The sequence below is a fragment of the Thalassospira mesophila genome (assembly GCF_002115755.1).
GTDB lineage: Bacteria > Pseudomonadota > Alphaproteobacteria > Rhodospirillales > Thalassospiraceae > Thalassospira > Thalassospira mesophila.
On the sequence record NZ_JFKA01000006.1, the window covers coordinates 15825 to 30654 of the forward strand.

The 14830-nt window shown below is 52.1% G+C and carries 15 protein-coding genes; 5 read left to right on the top strand and 10 right to left on the bottom strand.

Annotation, left to right across the window (positions count from 1 at the left end):
* Nucleotides 1-54 precede the first annotated feature (54 nt).
* Genes TMES_RS14105 through TMES_RS14120 form a run of 4 tightly spaced genes read left to right on the top strand, consistent with a single transcriptional unit; the run spans nucleotide 55 to nucleotide 4451 of the window.
* Nucleotides 55-954, top strand: coding sequence for a carbohydrate ABC transporter permease (locus TMES_RS14105; protein ID WP_085583645.1), 900 nt, complete (start codon nucleotides 55-57; stop codon nucleotides 952-954).
* The gene (locus tag TMES_RS14110; RefSeq protein WP_085583647.1) at nucleotides 951-1793 is read left to right on the top strand and encodes a carbohydrate ABC transporter permease; all 843 of its coding nucleotides are present in this window, start codon (nucleotides 951-953) and stop codon (nucleotides 1791-1793) included. The genes TMES_RS14105 and TMES_RS14110 overlap by 4 nt, the downstream gene beginning before the upstream one ends.
* 2 nt (nucleotides 1794-1795) lie before the next feature.
* Nucleotides 1796-3415 carry an FAD-dependent oxidoreductase gene (locus tag TMES_RS14115; RefSeq protein WP_085583649.1) on the top strand — a complete coding sequence of 540 codons (1620 nt, stop codon included), beginning with the start codon at nucleotides 1796-1798 and terminating at the stop codon, nucleotides 3413-3415.
* Between the two features lie 4 nt (nucleotides 3416-3419).
* Nucleotides 3420-4451, top strand: a complete 1032-nt coding sequence (locus tag TMES_RS14120; protein ID WP_085583651.1) for an ABC transporter ATP-binding protein — start codon at nucleotides 3420-3422, stop codon at nucleotides 4449-4451.
* A 179-nt stretch (nucleotides 4452-4630) separates the two neighbouring features.
* Here TMES_RS14120 and TMES_RS14125 read toward each other — a convergent pair.
* The 6 genes from TMES_RS14125 to TMES_RS14150 all read right to left on the bottom strand — a co-directional run bounded on the left by TMES_RS14125 (nucleotide 4631) and on the right by TMES_RS14150 (nucleotide 10244).
* A protein-coding gene (locus tag TMES_RS14125) for an IS5 family transposase (RefSeq protein WP_143589663.1) occupies nucleotides 4631-5391 on the bottom strand; the annotation gives its coding sequence in 2 pieces (ribosomal slippage) (nucleotides 4631-5058 and nucleotides 5058-5391; 762 coding nt in all).
* Between the two features lie 267 nt (nucleotides 5392-5658).
* Nucleotides 5659-6405: an amino acid ABC transporter ATP-binding protein gene (locus TMES_RS14130; RefSeq protein WP_085583653.1), complete on the bottom strand. Its 747-nt coding sequence runs from the start codon at nucleotides 6403-6405 to the stop codon at nucleotides 5659-5661.
* A 17-nt stretch (nucleotides 6406-6422) separates the two neighbouring features.
* A complete protein-coding gene (locus TMES_RS14135) occupies nucleotides 6423-7106 on the bottom strand; it encodes an amino acid ABC transporter permease (RefSeq protein ID WP_085583655.1) in 684 nt (227 codons plus the stop codon).
* Nucleotides 7103-7864: an amino acid ABC transporter permease gene (locus tag TMES_RS14140; protein ID WP_085583930.1), complete on the bottom strand. Its 762-nt coding sequence runs from the start codon at nucleotides 7862-7864 to the stop codon at nucleotides 7103-7105. The genes TMES_RS14135 and TMES_RS14140 overlap by 4 nt, the downstream gene beginning before the upstream one ends.
* A gap of 91 nt (nucleotides 7865-7955) precedes the next feature.
* Nucleotides 7956-8840, bottom strand: a complete 885-nt coding sequence (locus TMES_RS14145; RefSeq protein ID WP_085583657.1) for an amino acid ABC transporter substrate-binding protein — start codon at nucleotides 8838-8840, stop codon at nucleotides 7956-7958.
* Between the two features lie 87 nt (nucleotides 8841-8927).
* Nucleotides 8928-10244, bottom strand: a complete 1317-nt coding sequence (locus TMES_RS14150; protein WP_085583659.1) for an aspartate aminotransferase family protein — start codon at nucleotides 10242-10244, stop codon at nucleotides 8928-8930.
* Nucleotides 10245-10400: 156 nt separating this feature from the next.
* Between TMES_RS14150 and TMES_RS14155 the strand changes: the two genes are divergently transcribed.
* Complete coding sequence (locus TMES_RS14155) at nucleotides 10401-11309, top strand: LysR substrate-binding domain-containing protein (protein WP_085583661.1); 909 nt, start codon at nucleotides 10401-10403, stop codon at nucleotides 11307-11309.
* A gap of 215 nt (nucleotides 11310-11524) precedes the next feature.
* On the opposite strand, the gene TMES_RS14160 is transcribed toward TMES_RS14155, so the two are convergent.
* From TMES_RS14160 to TMES_RS14175, 4 genes are all read right to left on the bottom strand, one after another.
* Complete coding sequence (locus tag TMES_RS14160; RefSeq protein WP_085583663.1) at nucleotides 11525-13348, bottom strand: PHA/PHB synthase family protein; 1824 nt, start codon at nucleotides 13346-13348, stop codon at nucleotides 11525-11527.
* 118 nt (nucleotides 13349-13466) lie between these two features.
* Nucleotides 13467-13634 (bottom strand): DUF3309 family protein, encoded by a 168-nt coding sequence (locus tag TMES_RS14165; protein WP_085583665.1) that lies wholly within the window; start codon nucleotides 13632-13634, stop codon nucleotides 13467-13469.
* A gap of 193 nt (nucleotides 13635-13827) precedes the next feature.
* The gene (locus TMES_RS23200; RefSeq protein WP_211275926.1) at nucleotides 13828-13989 is read right to left on the bottom strand and encodes a hypothetical protein; all 162 of its coding nucleotides are present in this window, start codon (nucleotides 13987-13989) and stop codon (nucleotides 13828-13830) included.
* Nucleotides 13990-14242: 253 nt separating this feature from the next.
* A complete protein-coding gene (locus tag TMES_RS14175) occupies nucleotides 14243-14452 on the bottom strand; it encodes a hypothetical protein (protein WP_085583667.1) in 210 nt (69 codons plus the stop codon).
* Between the last annotated feature and the right edge of the window lie 378 nt (nucleotides 14453-14830).

Genomic DNA, 14830 nt, shown 5'->3' on the forward strand with positions numbered 1-14830 from the left:
TAACCCGGCACGCGTAAAACCTGCATCCAACATTGCCCTACAAAGGAAGCGAACATGTCCGCTGCCATCAAGGGGCCATCCCTGACACTGAAAGCGCGCGAAGCGATATCGGGATGGCTCTTCGTAAGTCCGATACTAACGGGCTTTATGATTTTTTTCGTCGGTCCCCTGATCGCAGTATTCTATTACAGCACAACCGAATGGAATTTGCTGAGCCAGCAATCGCACTTTGTGGGTATTGAAAACTATGTCGATGCCCTGACCCGCAACGACACATTCTGGGACGTGCTGGTAAATTCGCTGGTCTTTGCAGCAGGACTGGTGCCCCTCAACATGTTACTGGCACTTGGACTGGCACTTGCCCTTTCAAGGTCGGTCCGCGGGGCTGTGTTTTTCCGCACCGTGTTTTTTGCGCCGGTTATTACCTCGGCTGTTGCCTGGGCCATCATCTGGACATTCCTGCTTCAACACGAAAGTGGCGCTGTTAACCGGGCATTATCCGTCATTGGCATTAACGGGCCGAACTGGTTACACGAACCACATTGGGCCATGGCGTCGGTCATTTTCACCCGTGTTCTGAAAACAGTTGGGCTGAACATGATCCTGTATATCGCAGCCCTGCAATCCATCCCGCGTGACTATACGGAAGCCGCCAGACTTGAAGGTGCCAATGGCTGGGAAATTTTCCGCCGAATCACCTGGCCTCTTCTTGCCCCCACCACACTTGTCATCATGGTGATTACAGTTGTCGGTTCCCTGAAGGTTTTCGACCACATTTATCTGATGACGGGCGGTGGACCACAGAACGCAACACTGGTGCTTGCCTTTTACATCTATGAACAGGGTTTTAAATTCTTCAATACCGGTTACGCATCAGCGCTTGCCGTCATCCTGTTCGTGCTGATTCTGGCGCTTACCATCCTACAAACGATCCTGAAGGCGGCGCGCAAATGACTTATCGCACGCAACAGAAAATCACCCGTATTTGCTGGATCATCGGTCTTTGTGCGCTGGCTATCCCCTTTGTCTTTCCCTTCATCTGGATGCTTTCCGGTGCACTGAAAGGGCAGGCAGACGTATTTTCGTCGGCATCCCTGATCCCGTCAAAAATACACTGGTCGAATTTTTCAGAAATTTTCGCCTACCAGCCTTTTGCCCGGCAATATTTCAATTCGCTTTACATTGCAGTGCTTGTAACGGGGTTAACCCTGTTTCTGGCTTCAATGGCCGGATATGCGCTGGCACGTTTGCGGTTTTCCGGTAGTGCGCTGGTACTGTTACTGCTGATATCGGCACTGATGATGCCAGAAGAAGTCACCATCATTCCCAATTTTTTTCTGATGAAAAAACTCGGGTTCATGAACACCCATATGCCGCTAATCCTGTTGCCGCTTTTTGGTTCGCAGGGGGTCATGGCCACGTTCCTGATGCGACAGTTTTTTTTGGCCCTGCCCAAGGAACTGGAAGAAGCGGGCCGCATGGACGGGCTTTCGCGTTTCGGGGTTTACTTCAAGGTGGCGCTGCCCCTGTCCCGGCCTGCCCTGTCAGCAGTTGGCATTATCACCTTCCTGTTTTCCTGGAACCTGTTTCTGGAACCACTGGTTTTTGTGAACGACATCGAACTGTTCACCCTCCCGCTCGCCCTTGCCAATTTTACCGACACCTACGGCTTGCCGCTCTGGCATCTGCAACTGGCAGCAACCGCGCTTGCCGTTATTCCCATGCTTATTGTTTACATTCTGGCCCAGCGCCAAATCGTCGAAAGTTTCGCCCTGTCAGGCGTGAAAGGATAAAAATGAAAGAACTTAACTCTGATATCGTAATCATCGGAGGCGGACTGGGAGGCATAGCCGCTGCCTTGTCCGCATTGAAACTTGGCAAAAGCGTCATCCTGACAGAGGAATTTAAATGGTTGGGTGGGCAATTAACCACACAGGCTGTACCACCGGATGAAAATCCGTGGATTGAAACCGATGGCTCAACCGCAAGCTACCGCGCGCTTCGGCAACATATTCGCGAATATTATCGCCGTAATTATCCCCTGACCGACGAGGCAATGGCCGATGAGGCCCTTAACCCCGGCAGTGGCAATGTATCGCCCATTTGTGCTGAACCGCGCGCAGGCGTTGCCGCGATCGACGCCATGCTGGCACCATGGTTTGCAACAGACCGTCTGACAATATTGATGAATGCAAAGCCCGTTGCCGTAGAAACCAGGGATGACGAATTTACATCTGTTACGGTTCATTCTGCCGAATATGGCGATATTGTTCTATCGGGCGCCTATTTCATTGACGCCACTGAACTTGGCGAACTTTTAGAGCTTGGCAAGGTTGAACACGTCATTGGTGCAGAAAGCCAGGCACAAACCGGTGAGCCGTCGGCCTTACCAGGCGACGCCGCCCCGTTTGATCAGCAGGCCGTTAGCTGGTGCTTTGCCATGAGCTACCACCCGGACGACGATCATACGATAGAACGCCCGCGTGATTACGATATCTGGCGCGATTACAAGCTGGATTTCTGGCCCGACCGTCAGCTTTCATTTGTTGGCCCCAACCCGGTAACACTGGAACCAGACAACCGTCCGCTTTTCGTTGGCGACAGCGATGAAAAATTCGCCCCCGACAACTGGCATTACCGGCGAATTTTCTATCGTCGCAACCACGTGGGTGATCAGTATCCATCGGATATTTGCCTGGTTAACTGGCCGCAAATTGATTATTGCGACGGCCCGGTTGTTGGCGTTCCGGCAGAAGAAGCTCAAAAACATCTGGAAGGGGCGCGGCAACTATCATTGTCCATGCTTTATTGGATGCAAACAGAAGCCCCCCGCCATGATGGTGGCTATGGTTACCGCGGCCTTAAACCCGCTGGAAACGCAATGGGCACGCTAGACGGTTTAACCATCGCCCCCTATATCCGCGAAAGCCGGCGGATCAAGGCGCTGTTCACTGTTACCGAAAATCATGTTGGTATTGATGCGCGGGATGGCCTTGTCGGGGCAGAACAGTTTTATGATTCAGTAGGTGTTGGCAGTTATCGCATCGACCTTCACCCATCCACGGCACCGCGCAACTATGTTGATATTGCCAATTGGCCGTTTCAGATCCCACTTGGTTGCCTGATACCACAGCGCGTCAAAAACATGCTGCCTGCCTGTAAAAATATTGGCACAACCCACCTGACCAACGGTTGTTACCGTTTGCATCCGGTGGAATGGAATATTGGCGAAAGTGTTGGGGCGCTGGCGGCCTACTGCCTTGATCACAAAATAACGCCGCGTGCTGTACGCGAAACAGCAGGCCAACTCGCTGCTTTCCAGGACCTGCTTTCGACACGTTTTGAAGTGCCCCTTTCCTGGCCAAAACACATCCGTGAAACCCCAAGGCTCGAACTGTTTGGACGTGTGGAGTAAAACGATGGCGAAATTACAGTTAAAAGAACTCCGCAAATCCTATGGCACCGTGGATGTCATCAAGGGAGTTGATCTGACCATTGAAGACGGCGAGTTCTGCGTTTTTGTAGGCCCGTCCGGTTGTGGAAAATCCACACTTTTGCGCATGATTGCCGGACTTGAAGATATCACAGGCGGGACATTTGAAATTAATGGCAGCCGAATGAACGATATTGCACCCGCCAAACGCGGTGTCGCCTTGGTGTTTCAGTCCTATGCGCTTTATCCGCACCTTTCGGTTTATGAAAACATTGCCTTTGGCTTGAAGGTCCGCAAAACTTCGGCAAGCGAGATCAAAACGCGGGTTGGCGACGCTGTGACCATGTTGCAACTTGAAAAACTGACAGAGCGCTATCCGCGTGAGCTTTCCGGCGGGCAGCGGCAACGTGTGGCCATTGGCCGTGCCATCGTCGGACAACCGCAAACTTTTCTGTTCGACGAACCCCTTTCAAACCTTGATGCCGAACTTCGGGTCCATATGCGTACCCAAATTTCCGAACTGCACCAGCGTTTGGAACGCACAATGATCTATGTAACTCACGATCAGGTCGAGGCCATGACGTTGGCCGACAAAATCGTTCTTTTGCGAGACGGACGTATCGAACAGGTTGGATCCCCGCATGATCTTTATGAGCGGCCACAAAACCTGTTTGCGGCGCAGTTTATGGGTGCGCCCAAGATGAACATCTTCACGTTGACAGGTGCATTTGAAACGTTGCAGGAAAGCCTGAAACTGGATCGTAACGCGCATTATTGCGGGATACGCCCCGGCAGTTTTGAAATTGCGCAGGACGAAAAAGGTATATTTTCAGCAAGAGTAAAATTAAAGGAATACCTTGGAAATTCCTGCCTTATCCATGCTGACGTTGAGGGACATGATCCAATTATTCTGGAACAACCCGTCAACACTGATATCGCAAAGGATAGTTTGATTTTTCTTAATGCGAACCCGCGTCATGTTCACTTGTTTGCAAGCGATGGCAATCGGATTCAATAATGGAAAATTGATTATCCCACGACAGCGTTCAATTAAAACGATTCATCTTCCGGTTTCTATAATCATGAGATGCAGGTTCCCCTTTGCCGTCATTCAAGCGGCTAAGGGGGGCGTTGCCCGAAAGAAACAAGGTGGTTAGGAAAACTGACAGTCTTGTGCCGATAACCTAGGCTCAGGACTCATTGATTGATCCAGAAGATGACGGTTGCAACGATGCAGATAGCGGACATGAAGGTGTGCGCGCATCGGTCGTATCGGGTGTGGATGCGCCGCCAGTCTTTGATTTTCCCAAACATATTTTCGACTTTATGGCGCTGTCGATAGAGGACGCGGTCGTGCGGGATCGGAACTTTACGGTTAGCCTTTGAGGGGATGCATGGGGTAATGCCGCGGTCGATCAAGGCCTGCCGGAACCAGTCGGCGTCATAGCCCCGGTCAGCGAGTAGGGTTTTGGCTTTTGGGAAGGCATCAATCATCAGCGCTGCGCCTTTGTAGTCGCTCATCTGGCCTTCGCTCAGCAGCATGATAAGTGGCCTGCCCTGACCATCGCAGACCGCGTGCAGCTTGGAGTTCAATCCACCTTTGGTGCGTCCAATACGTCTGGGAACAGCCCCTTTTTGAGCAGGCTGGCCGCCGTCCGGTGCGCCTTCAAATGCGTGGCGTCGATCATTAACTGATCCGGTTCGCCGCCCTGCGCCGCCAAACCCGCGAAGATCTTGCTGAATACGCCCATCCGGCTCCAGCGGATGAACCGGTTATAGATCGTCTTGGGCGGTCCATAGTCGGCGGGCGCATCGCGCCAGCGCAAGCCGTTGCGGATGACAAAGATGATACCGCTGATAATCCGGCGATCATCAACCCGCGGAACGCCATGCGATAATGGGAAATAGGGCTCTATCCGGTGCATCTGCGCCTCCGACAACCAAATCAGATCACTCATGGCAACGCCTCCTTAGCGCCACCAGTGAATCACATCATCGCCACAAGGGGAATCCCCTTTAATAGGTCCTGAGCCTGAGTCAGTTTGATAACCTCTTCACAGGTCCACGAACCGAGTTGATGTGAATGAAGCCGAGTTAGCTTTCCGCAGTCTTATCGTAATGGATTACGAGACGTCTTGAGCATTTGCGCTTGCTGAATCATCGCGGCGTCTGCCGTCACAACTTGCGGCATGACCAGTCGCAAAGTAGATACTCGCACTCTCCGATCACAAATCTACTCTTCTTAGAAAACTTCGGGCTCTTTCTGATTGGGCATTGCGGAAAAACTCTTCGGTAGGGCTACTTTCAACAATGCGGCCATCGGCCATAAAGATAACGCGGTCGGCGACCTGCCGGGCAAAGCTCATTTCGTGGGTGACGCACAACATGGTCATACCCTCGCTTGCGAGTTCTGCCATGGTATCAAGCACTTCCTGCACCATTTCAGGGTCAAGGGCAGAGGTGGGTTCGTCAAAAAGCATGAGCTGCGGTTTCATGCATAGGGCGCGGGCAATGGCTGCGCGTTGTTGCTGGCCTCCGGAAAGCTGGGCCGGGTATTTATGCGCCTGATTGGCAATATGCACCTTTGATAGCAGGTTTTGGGCGATTTTTTCGGCATCGCTGCGATCAAGTCCTCGGCTTTTTATTGGCGCGAGCATACAGTTTTGCAAAATGGTGAGATGCGGAAAAAGATTGAAAGACTGAAATACCATGCCGACATCCTGACGGATTTGTGAAATCTGCCGGGTTTTTGCGGTGAGTTCGTGCCCGGCCACAATAACTCGCCCGCTATCATGGGCTTCAATGCGGTTAACGCAGCGAATGAGTGTTGATTTTCCCGAACCGGACGGCCCGCAAATAACGATTTTTTCCCCGATCTGTACAGAAAGCGAAATATCCGCCAGAGCTTGAAACCGTCCGTAATATTTGCCGATATTTTCCAGGCGAAGAATGGGATCCGATTGATTGAGCATAATAGGCCTCTGGGTGGTTATTGCAGTTTGGTCTTTTTGCGCAGGCGCCAGACAAGCTGGGAGGCACCAAAGCAGATCACGAGATAAATGAGAGCAATGGTGAGATAAAATTCGGTCAGACGGCCGCTGATTTGTGCAAGTTTGCTGGCTGCGCCAAGAAGGTCAGTTAGCGAGAGCACATAAACCAGGGATGTATCCTGAAAGAGGATGATCGTCTGGGTCAGAATAATGGGTACGGTCGCCCGAAACACCTGGGGCAGAATGACATGGAGATAGGTTGCACAAGGATTGAGCGAGAGGGCCGCTGCGGCTTCAAATTGCCCTTTGGGGACGGCGCGCAGCCCGACGCGGATGATTTCGCAGTAGTAGGCGGCTTCAAACAGGGCAAATGTAATAAAGGCCGTCCATGTTGCGCCGACCGGGACAGGACGTGAGGCCCCTGAAAGCCACCCTAAAAAAAGCGGTACCAGAAAAAAGAACCAGAACAGCACCATAATAAGGGGAATGGAGCGAATAAGTGCGACATAGGTTTTGGCAATCAATCCAAGCACGGGAACTCTCAAATGCACCAAAAGTGCGAGAATGGTTCCGAGTGCAATTCCGCAGGAAAAGGCAACGGCTGTGAGTATCAGTGAAAATTGTAATCCCTTAAGTAGGTAAGGCAGACTATCGAGAATGAAGGAGACATCAAAATTATTCATCGGTTTTCTTCCTTTACCGGCGGGAGAAAAACCGGGCGAGGATCGCACGCTGTGGACGTTGGCGCCGCAAGGTGATGTTCAAGCCATGTCATGCCGGCCCAGACAATCAGTGCGAGGACGAGGTAGGTTATAGTGACTGCGGCAAAGGCGGGAAATGTCTGAAAGGTCATTTCACTGATCTGCCGGGCCTGTGCGGTAAGCTCCATTACGCCAATCGTCAGGGCGACAGATGTATTTTTATAAATCCCCATCACTTCGGAGGTGAGGCTGGGAATAAGCAGCCGCAGGGCTTGAGGCACGATAACGTAATATTGGACATGCCGGGGATGAAGCCCAAGGGCGATTGCGGCTTCCTTTTGCCCGGGTGGCAGGGCTTCGATACCGGCACGGACCTGCTCTGCAACGCGAGATGCTGTATAAAGTCCAAGGCACAGGACAGCTGGCAGAAAATTTCCCCAGGGCGGTGCAAGCTGTTTAAGCCAGTCGCCCAAATTGGGCGGTAGCAGTTCTGGCAGAACGAAATACCAAAGGAACATTTGCACGAGCAGGGGGATGTTGCGGAAAATTTCGACATAAACCCGGCAAATGGCGGGGATGGTGCGACCGGAGAGACAACGTCCGGTGCCAATGGCGACACCGACGGCAAAGGCAATGGCCCAGCCCGCGATCGCCAGCGCCATGGTCCATGTTAGGCCGGAAAGCAGCCATTTTCCGTAGGTTCCACCATCAGGGGCAGGTTGGGATAACAGCTCGAACATTGCGATCCTTTTTTGTTCTTTTCCTGCAAAAGGCGAAACCGGACCGTGTTTTTCGATTAACGGCCCGGCGTATTGGGTTTTGTGCAGGGGGTTATGGCGCCAGCGCATCACTGGGAGATTTGACCCGTTCCTTAAGTGCGTTGCTCATGGGCAGGTGCAGCGAAATGTTGCTAGGCGGGATCGGTTTTTCGAACCATTTTTCATAAAGTGCGACATAGGATCCGTTTTTCATCAGACCGATAATGGTGTCATCGACAAGCTTTTTGAAATCGGGGTCGTCTTTGCGCATCATCAGGCCATAATAGCTGGCGGTGGTGTAGCTGCTGGGGATGAATTTAAGGTCGGCGGAATTGGGTGAACTTGCGACCAGACCGGCCTGCAGGATGTCATCCTCCAGCCAGCCAGCAGCACGACCGCTGCGCAACAACATCAGGGATTCAGCTTGTTCCTTGCCATGTTGAATATGAAGATCCAGATGCTTTTCCTGATTGAGTTTTTCAAGGACCTGCGCATTTAGCGATCCCTGCGTGACAACAGCGGTTTTGTTTCTGAGGTTGGCTTCGGAAGTAATGTTAAGCTTGCCATCCACCAGCCAGCTTACCTGCGAGGCAAAGGTTGCTACCGAAAAGGCAACCTGTTTTTGTCGTTCGACCGTATTGGTGGTGCTGCCACATTCAAGATCGATCGTGCCATTTTGCAAAAGCGGAATACGGTTTGACGCGTTAACCGCCACCCATTCAACATTGGTGTTCGGATATTTTGCCAGAACGGCGCTGGCAACTTCACGGCACAGGTCAATAGATATGCCGACCGGTTTCTGATCCTTTCCCAGATAGGAAAAGGGAACGGATGACTCACGATATCCCAGTGTCAGATTACTACTGCGGGCAACCTTACCAAGGGTCGTGTCGTCAGCCATCGCTGGCGTTGTGCAAAGGAAAAGCAGGCCAAAGATGGATAAATATCGTTGTTTCATGGTTTTATCTCCCTGATATTTGTTTGAAGCCAAGATATTTTCCCCCGGATGCGGGGGTTGAGCCCCGCATCCGGAAAAGGCGGATGATTACTGGCGGCGGGTCATCTCATCTAGGCTTTCGCGTAGAGCCGCGTCGAGAATTTCGCTTGCCTGATCGATTTCGCTTTCGCTAACGGTCAGGGGCGGGGCAATGCGCCAGACAGCACCGCGTTCGGGACGACGGCGGATATTCATGCTCAAGCCCTTTTCAAAGCATTTACGTGTGGTCAGAGCACCGAGCTCGTGCGCAGGTTCCCGGCTGTTGCGGTCCTCGACCAGTTCAACGCCAAGCAAAAGACCCAACCCGCGAATATCGCCAATGGCTTCGTATTTTTGCTGCAGGGTTTCCATATGTTCGCGCAGATAGCGGCCCATGACATTTGCCCGCTCGACCAGATGTTCCTGTTCAAGCACTCGAAGAACGGCAAGCGATACCTCAGCCCCCAGCGGATCGGAGACATGGCTGGTATAGAAGGCGAACTTTTTGTTGAAGATGTCTTCTTCGATGGCAGTTGTTGTGGAAACCGCCGCCATGGGGAGGCCACCCCCGAGTGTTTTAGACATTGAAATAATGTCGGGCGTGACGCCGAAATGTTCGGCCCCGGTACGGGTGCCAATTCGCCCGAATGCGGTTTGGGCTTCGTCAAAAATTAGCAGCATGCCGCGATCGTCGGCGGCCTTGCGTAGGGCCTGCATGAAGGCCTTTGGCGGCACGAGTACGCCACCAGCACTGATTACGGGCTCTGCAATAATCGCAGCCCCGTGACCGGTGGTTTGCATGTCGAACATTTTAAGGGCGAGTTCGAGGTTCGCCAACGCTGCTTCTTCCTCGGTTGCACCAGGAATATAGGGACGAAAGCTGTTGGGTTCGGGGATGACAAAAACACCAGGCGTGGGAATGCCATATCCCTTGCGGTCACTGGCCATGGAAACGGCACTAACCCCGCCGGTAATTCCGTGCCAGGACCCGCCTAAAGTCAGGATTTCAAAGCCGCCGGTATACATTTTCGCCATTCGCAGGGCGACTTCGTTTGATTCCGACCCAGTATTGATAAAAATCGATTTATTCAGCCCTTCTGGCATCCATTTGGTTGCCAGGGTTTCACCCAGTTCGGCAACCACTTCTGGAATCATACCCGAAAAGAAATGCAGGGCTTTGTCGCCTGCTCGATGCAGGGCGTCGACAATGGCCGGATGATTGTGGCCGATGGTCGCGCACATCTGCCCGGAGGTGAAATCCAGGTATTGGCGCCCTGTGCGGTCGGTGACGACGGTTCCTCTGGCAGAGGTAAACAAGCGCGGGAAGGTGTCGCCACCGTAACGGACGAGAAATTCATGGGTGGCGTCAATGGCGTCACTTTTCATAGGGAACCTCTGTATTGGTGTGCGCGGAATGCGAAGGCAGTGTTTAGGGCAATCCCAGATACAGGCTGATTCTTGTGGTGCCTGTGCCGATGACTTTAAGTGTGGTAGCTTCTCCGAAGCGAACGGAATGATCTTGAAGGGTGTTGAGAAAAATTCATGGGAAAAGCACCGCGCAAACCCCTGCCACCATTGAAATCCCTGCTGACTTTCGAGGCAGCAGCCAGGCATGTAAGCTTTTCGCAGGCAGCAGAAGAACTGAATGTGACCCCGTCCGCAGTGAGCCACCAGATCCAGCTTTTGGAGGCTCGGCTGGGTGTGCAGCTTTTTGAGCGTCACGCAGGGCGCATTCGGCTTACCCGCGATGCTGCAAGCTATGCTGCATCACTTGGTAAAGCTTTTGACCAAATGGTTGTCGCGACCGATGTTCTTGCCCCGCCGGCATCGGCCGGACATTTGGACTTATTATCTGGGCATTCGTTTGCCGCACGCTGGCTGCAGCCCAATCTGGCGGGGTTCCGGGATGCGAACCCGACGGTGCAAATACGGCTACAGACCTTTTCGCGTCTTGAAGAATTGGCAGAACGACGGTTTGACGTTGCGATTTGTTATGGTGAGCCGCCGGTCGACCGCAAAAATGTGCATCCTTTGCTGACAGAACGGATTATGCCGTTGTGCAGTCCATCTTATGCTCGGAGAAGCGGCCTGAGCGACCTGCAAGATTTGCTGCGTGCATCGCTTGTTCATTCTGACAATGCGTTGACCTGGAAGGATTATCTGGCACGGTTTGAACTGGATCTGCCTGATAACCACAAGGGATTATGGCTGGATCGTTCGACGCTGGCACTGGAAGCAGCGGCAGAAGGCCAGGGTGTTGTGCTGGAAAGTATTTTTCTGGCACAGGCGGAACTTGCCAGCGGGCGTCTCATTTCACCATTTGATGAAATGGTATATGGCGTTGAGTTGACGTCGTACTTTTTGGCTTTTGGAGCAAATTTTCAGCGTAAACCAATTGCCAAACGCTTTAGAAGCTGGATCCGGAAATATATTGCCGAAAGCCAGATTTGACACTGGTTTATCACGTCCCTCCATTCTGGCGATAAAATCGGATCACTAATTGCTAAGACTAAAAATTTTAACGCGTTTTTGCGTTTGGACGTAAATCGCAAGCGTGTGGGCTCAGGTTAGCTGGCAACCCGCGTGGTACGGGTCCGCTATCTGTCGTGTGAACAACCGGCGCCCCTGCCATGAAGATCTGCGGCGGGGGCGCCGGTTGTTAGGCTTCACAGCTGCATTACATAACTGCCTGGCGCATCACAAAGTGCCTTATATTGGCCCGAACGTGCTCCCGTTGAAGGGGGCGCGACCTGTGTGCTTGAATGTCGCGCAAGCCATTTCGCAAAGGCTGGCCACCAGGACCCTTCGCTAATCGTTGTGGTGGCAAGCCACTCGGCGGGATCGCGAAACGGGGCATCGGACGGGGTGTCGCCAATGCGGAAATGGCGGTTTCGGTGTCCGGGTTCCGAAACGATCCCGGCATTATGCCCGCCGCTGGTGAGGACGAATGTCATGTCGGTATCGGCAAACAGGTGCAATTTATAGACAGAACGCCACGGGGCCACATGATCCTGTTCTGTTCCGACAGCGAAAATAGGGGCCCGGATATCGGAGACGGAAACGGCTTTTTCCCCGACCCGGTATCGGCCTTCAGTTAGATCGTTGTTAAGAAATAATTTGCGCAAATATTGCGAATGCATGCGATAGGGCATGCGGGTGGCATCGGCATTCCACGCCATCAGGTCAAATGTGTTGCTGCCGCTTTTGCCCAGAAGATAGTTGCGGATGGCAGGTGCATAAATCAGATCGCGGGCACGCAGCAGAGCAAAGGCACCCGCCATTTGATCCGAAGACAGATACCCGGTTTCCGACATCATATCTTCGATCATTGTGACTTCGGATTCACTGATGAACAGACGTAACGGGCCGGCTTCGGTGAAATCGACCTGGGCGGCAAGAAGGCTTACCGATGCCAGGCGTATGTCGTCGTCACGGGCCATGGCGGCGGCGGCTATTGAAAGCAAGGTGCCGCCAAGGCAATAGCCAACGGCGTGCAGTTTTGGTGCTGCCGTAATTGTCAATGCGGCATCGATGGCATCCATAATGCCAAGTTTACGGTATTCTTCCATGCCAAGATCGCGATCACTGGCATCGGGGTTTTTCCACGACACCATAAACACCGTGAAACCTTGTGCCAGCAGGAAGCGGACAAACGAGTTCTCGGGCGAAAGATCCAGAATGTAGTATTTCATGATCCAGGCAGGCACGATCAGAACGGGTTCCGGATGAACGGTTTTGGTAACCGGCGTATATTGAATAAGTTCGATCAGATCGTTCCGAAAAATGATTTTGCCCGGTGTGGTTGCCAGATTGCGGCCAACCTCGAATTTCTCTGGAACCGAGACATGGTGTCCATGAATTTTCTGGTCGAGATCCAGCGCCAGGTTTTCCAATCCGTGAACCAGATTCTGACCTTTTTCGTCGAGCGTGGCAGAGATTACGTCCGGGTTGGTCAAGGCGAAATTCGAGGGAGCGGTCATATCGACTGTCAGGCCCGCCACAAATGCCATCAAGTCTTCATGTGACTTGGCAACACCATGAACATTCGTCACAGCATCTTGCCACCATTGCCAGTTCATTTGATGCGCTGTTGCCCACAGATTAAACGGGTATTGTTGCCATTCGTCGCTGGCGAAACGTTTGTCTGGGGCGGGCGCGTCCGTGTTGTCATCCTCGTCTGTTGCGCCCGACAGGGACTGGTGGCAAAGAGCCTGTGCATTGCGCAATGCGGTTTCCATAAGATGCAATTGTTTGCCCGGCGAAATTGCAAGATGCAACGCCCAATCCATCCAGGCTTCGCCAAGGACAGAAGGTGACAACCCCGAAGTTGCCCTGGCAACGGCGGCATGCGCCTTTTGATCCACGGACTGATAAAAATCGGGTGTCGTCGAATTTTTTGATGGGGGAGGGGAGGCTGTGGCGGGGACGGATTTTAAATGTGATGCGATGTCTTCCGGGGAATTCCCGGTATTAAGGGGGCGGTCCATCATGACTACTCCTGGAACGACTATTCTGGAAGAAAAGCGGATGGCAGTCTTGTCTGGTGAAAGAGGAACCCGCACTTTTAGCGCAGGTTCCTAACGGTCTGTATGTGAGGCTTTGTTAATATTATATCCGTCCCAGAAGCATCAAAGCAACGATAATGATCAGGACCACGCCGAGCAGGCCCACACCGGTATGGCCGTAGCCATATCCATAGCCGCCAAAGCGCCCGCTAAAACCACCAAGCAGAAAAACCACGATCAAAACGACAAGAATCATGCCAAATAACGACATTTGGGTTGTCTCCAGTTTTTGTGGAAGTTCAAAGTGAAAATCGGATACTTTTGGCCTCAATTTGAAGCGAAGGCGCGAAAAACAAAAATAGAGTGTATTTTATAAAGACTGCAAAATGCGTCTCATATTTATCTGAAGGCCGTCTTCGTCAGGAACGATCAGGCCGATCAAACATTTGGCTCCGATCGATTTTTTAATCCTGTTGCGCCGTCGGGGTTTGCTGATGCGACAGCCGAAACCATTCATTTTCATCCCGCAAATAGGTAGACGTGCAGAGCGCTTCATAAATTGGCACATCGGCCCGTTCTGCCGATACGTGATAGGCCAGAACAGCGACATCGCCTTTGTGGGTCATAACCGGTTCTGTGAATACGACTGTTCGCCACCGCTGTGCCACTGCATTGTCACGCCAAATGGCTTGATCAACAAGAATGCCTGCAGGATAGGGCAAGACGGCAAGAGCGCCTTTCGCGGTCAGATGGTGGATACCATCCGCACCTTCCGTCCAGAATTTTTTTTCCAGTGCCCATAAGTCGTCTGAATTTGTCATTAATTACCTTTTTCACAGGATGCCGCATGCAGTCTGGATGTTGCCCAAATGGGGCATTCTAATCCCTGAATACCGAAATGCTCACTTGAACGATAACAACTGCGATTGCGACAATAAAATAAATGCGTTTATCGAATACCATTGCTTCCTGGTTGCCGGACGGTTTGGTCTTGTCATAGAGGAAGTGGTGCGGCAACAAGGCAAAAGGGCCTGCTGTAACCTCGGTGCGGTCGGCCTGCACAAAAGGCACATCGGTAAAGTCTTCCATCAGCACGCCAAGTCGTTGTCAGACAGAATTGTTGGGCGCGCACCCCGAGATTGGGTATTTCTCGTCACAGAATGAGCATTACAAGCATCGACAGTACAGTAACGCTGGTACCTGTCTGATCCTTGCCAGCGGGTGTTTGCGAGGATTTCGCATTCAGACCGAATGGTATCGGAACATGTGCCGAGGCAAGATCCTTAAATAAAAAAATGTGGTTCAACCAAATTGACGGTTTCAAAAGTCCTTTCGGGCTGGAGAATTCGAGTGCGTTTTTGTCAACATAAACCAGTTTAGCTTAAATGAACAGCGGTCAGATTATTTTCATATGATGAGAGGATACTGTTCCGGTGCTCAACTCAATAATCCAGGCCGTGTTTTTTT

What these genes read in the sequence shown, in the direction of transcription:
- TMES_RS14140 (WP_085583930.1), bottom strand. Translation starts at nt 7,864, where the DNA reads ATGTTCGAGCTGTTATCCCAACCTGCCCCTGATGGTGGAACCTACGGA.
- TMES_RS14160 (WP_085583663.1), bottom strand. Translation starts at nt 13,348, where the DNA reads ATGATGGACCGCCCCCTTAATACCGGGAATTCCCCGGAAGACATCGCA.
- TMES_RS23200 (WP_211275926.1), bottom strand. Translation starts at nt 13,989, where the DNA reads ATGACCCACAAAGGCGATGTCGCTGTTCTGGCCTATCACGTATCGGCA.
- TMES_RS14120 (WP_085583651.1), top strand. Translation starts at nt 3,420, where the DNA reads ATGGCGAAATTACAGTTAAAAGAACTCCGCAAATCCTATGGCACCGTG.
- TMES_RS14175 (WP_085583667.1), bottom strand. Translation starts at nt 14,452, where the DNA reads ATGGAAGACTTTACCGATGTGCCTTTTGTGCAGGCCGACCGCACCGAG.
- TMES_RS14150 (WP_085583659.1), bottom strand. Translation starts at nt 10,244, where the DNA reads ATGAAAAGTGACGCCATTGACGCCACCCATGAATTTCTCGTCCGTTAC.
- TMES_RS14165 (WP_085583665.1), bottom strand. Translation starts at nt 13,634, where the DNA reads ATGTCGTTATTTGGCATGATTCTTGTCGTTTTGATCGTGGTTTTTCTG.
- TMES_RS14115 (WP_085583649.1), top strand. Translation starts at nt 1,796, where the DNA reads ATGAAAGAACTTAACTCTGATATCGTAATCATCGGAGGCGGACTGGGA.
- TMES_RS14110 (WP_085583647.1), top strand. Translation starts at nt 951, where the DNA reads ATGACTTATCGCACGCAACAGAAAATCACCCGTATTTGCTGGATCATC.
- TMES_RS14145 (WP_085583657.1), bottom strand. Translation starts at nt 8,840, where the DNA reads ATGAAACAACGATATTTATCCATCTTTGGCCTGCTTTTCCTTTGCACA.
- TMES_RS14135 (WP_085583655.1), bottom strand. Translation starts at nt 7,106, where the DNA reads ATGAATAATTTTGATGTCTCCTTCATTCTCGATAGTCTGCCTTACCTA.
- TMES_RS14130 (WP_085583653.1), bottom strand. Translation starts at nt 6,405, where the DNA reads ATGCTCAATCAATCGGATCCCATTCTTCGCCTGGAAAATATCGGCAAA.
- TMES_RS14155 (WP_085583661.1), top strand. Translation starts at nt 10,401, where the DNA reads ATGGGAAAAGCACCGCGCAAACCCCTGCCACCATTGAAATCCCTGCTG.
- TMES_RS14105 (WP_085583645.1), top strand. Translation starts at nt 55, where the DNA reads ATGTCCGCTGCCATCAAGGGGCCATCCCTGACACTGAAAGCGCGCGAA.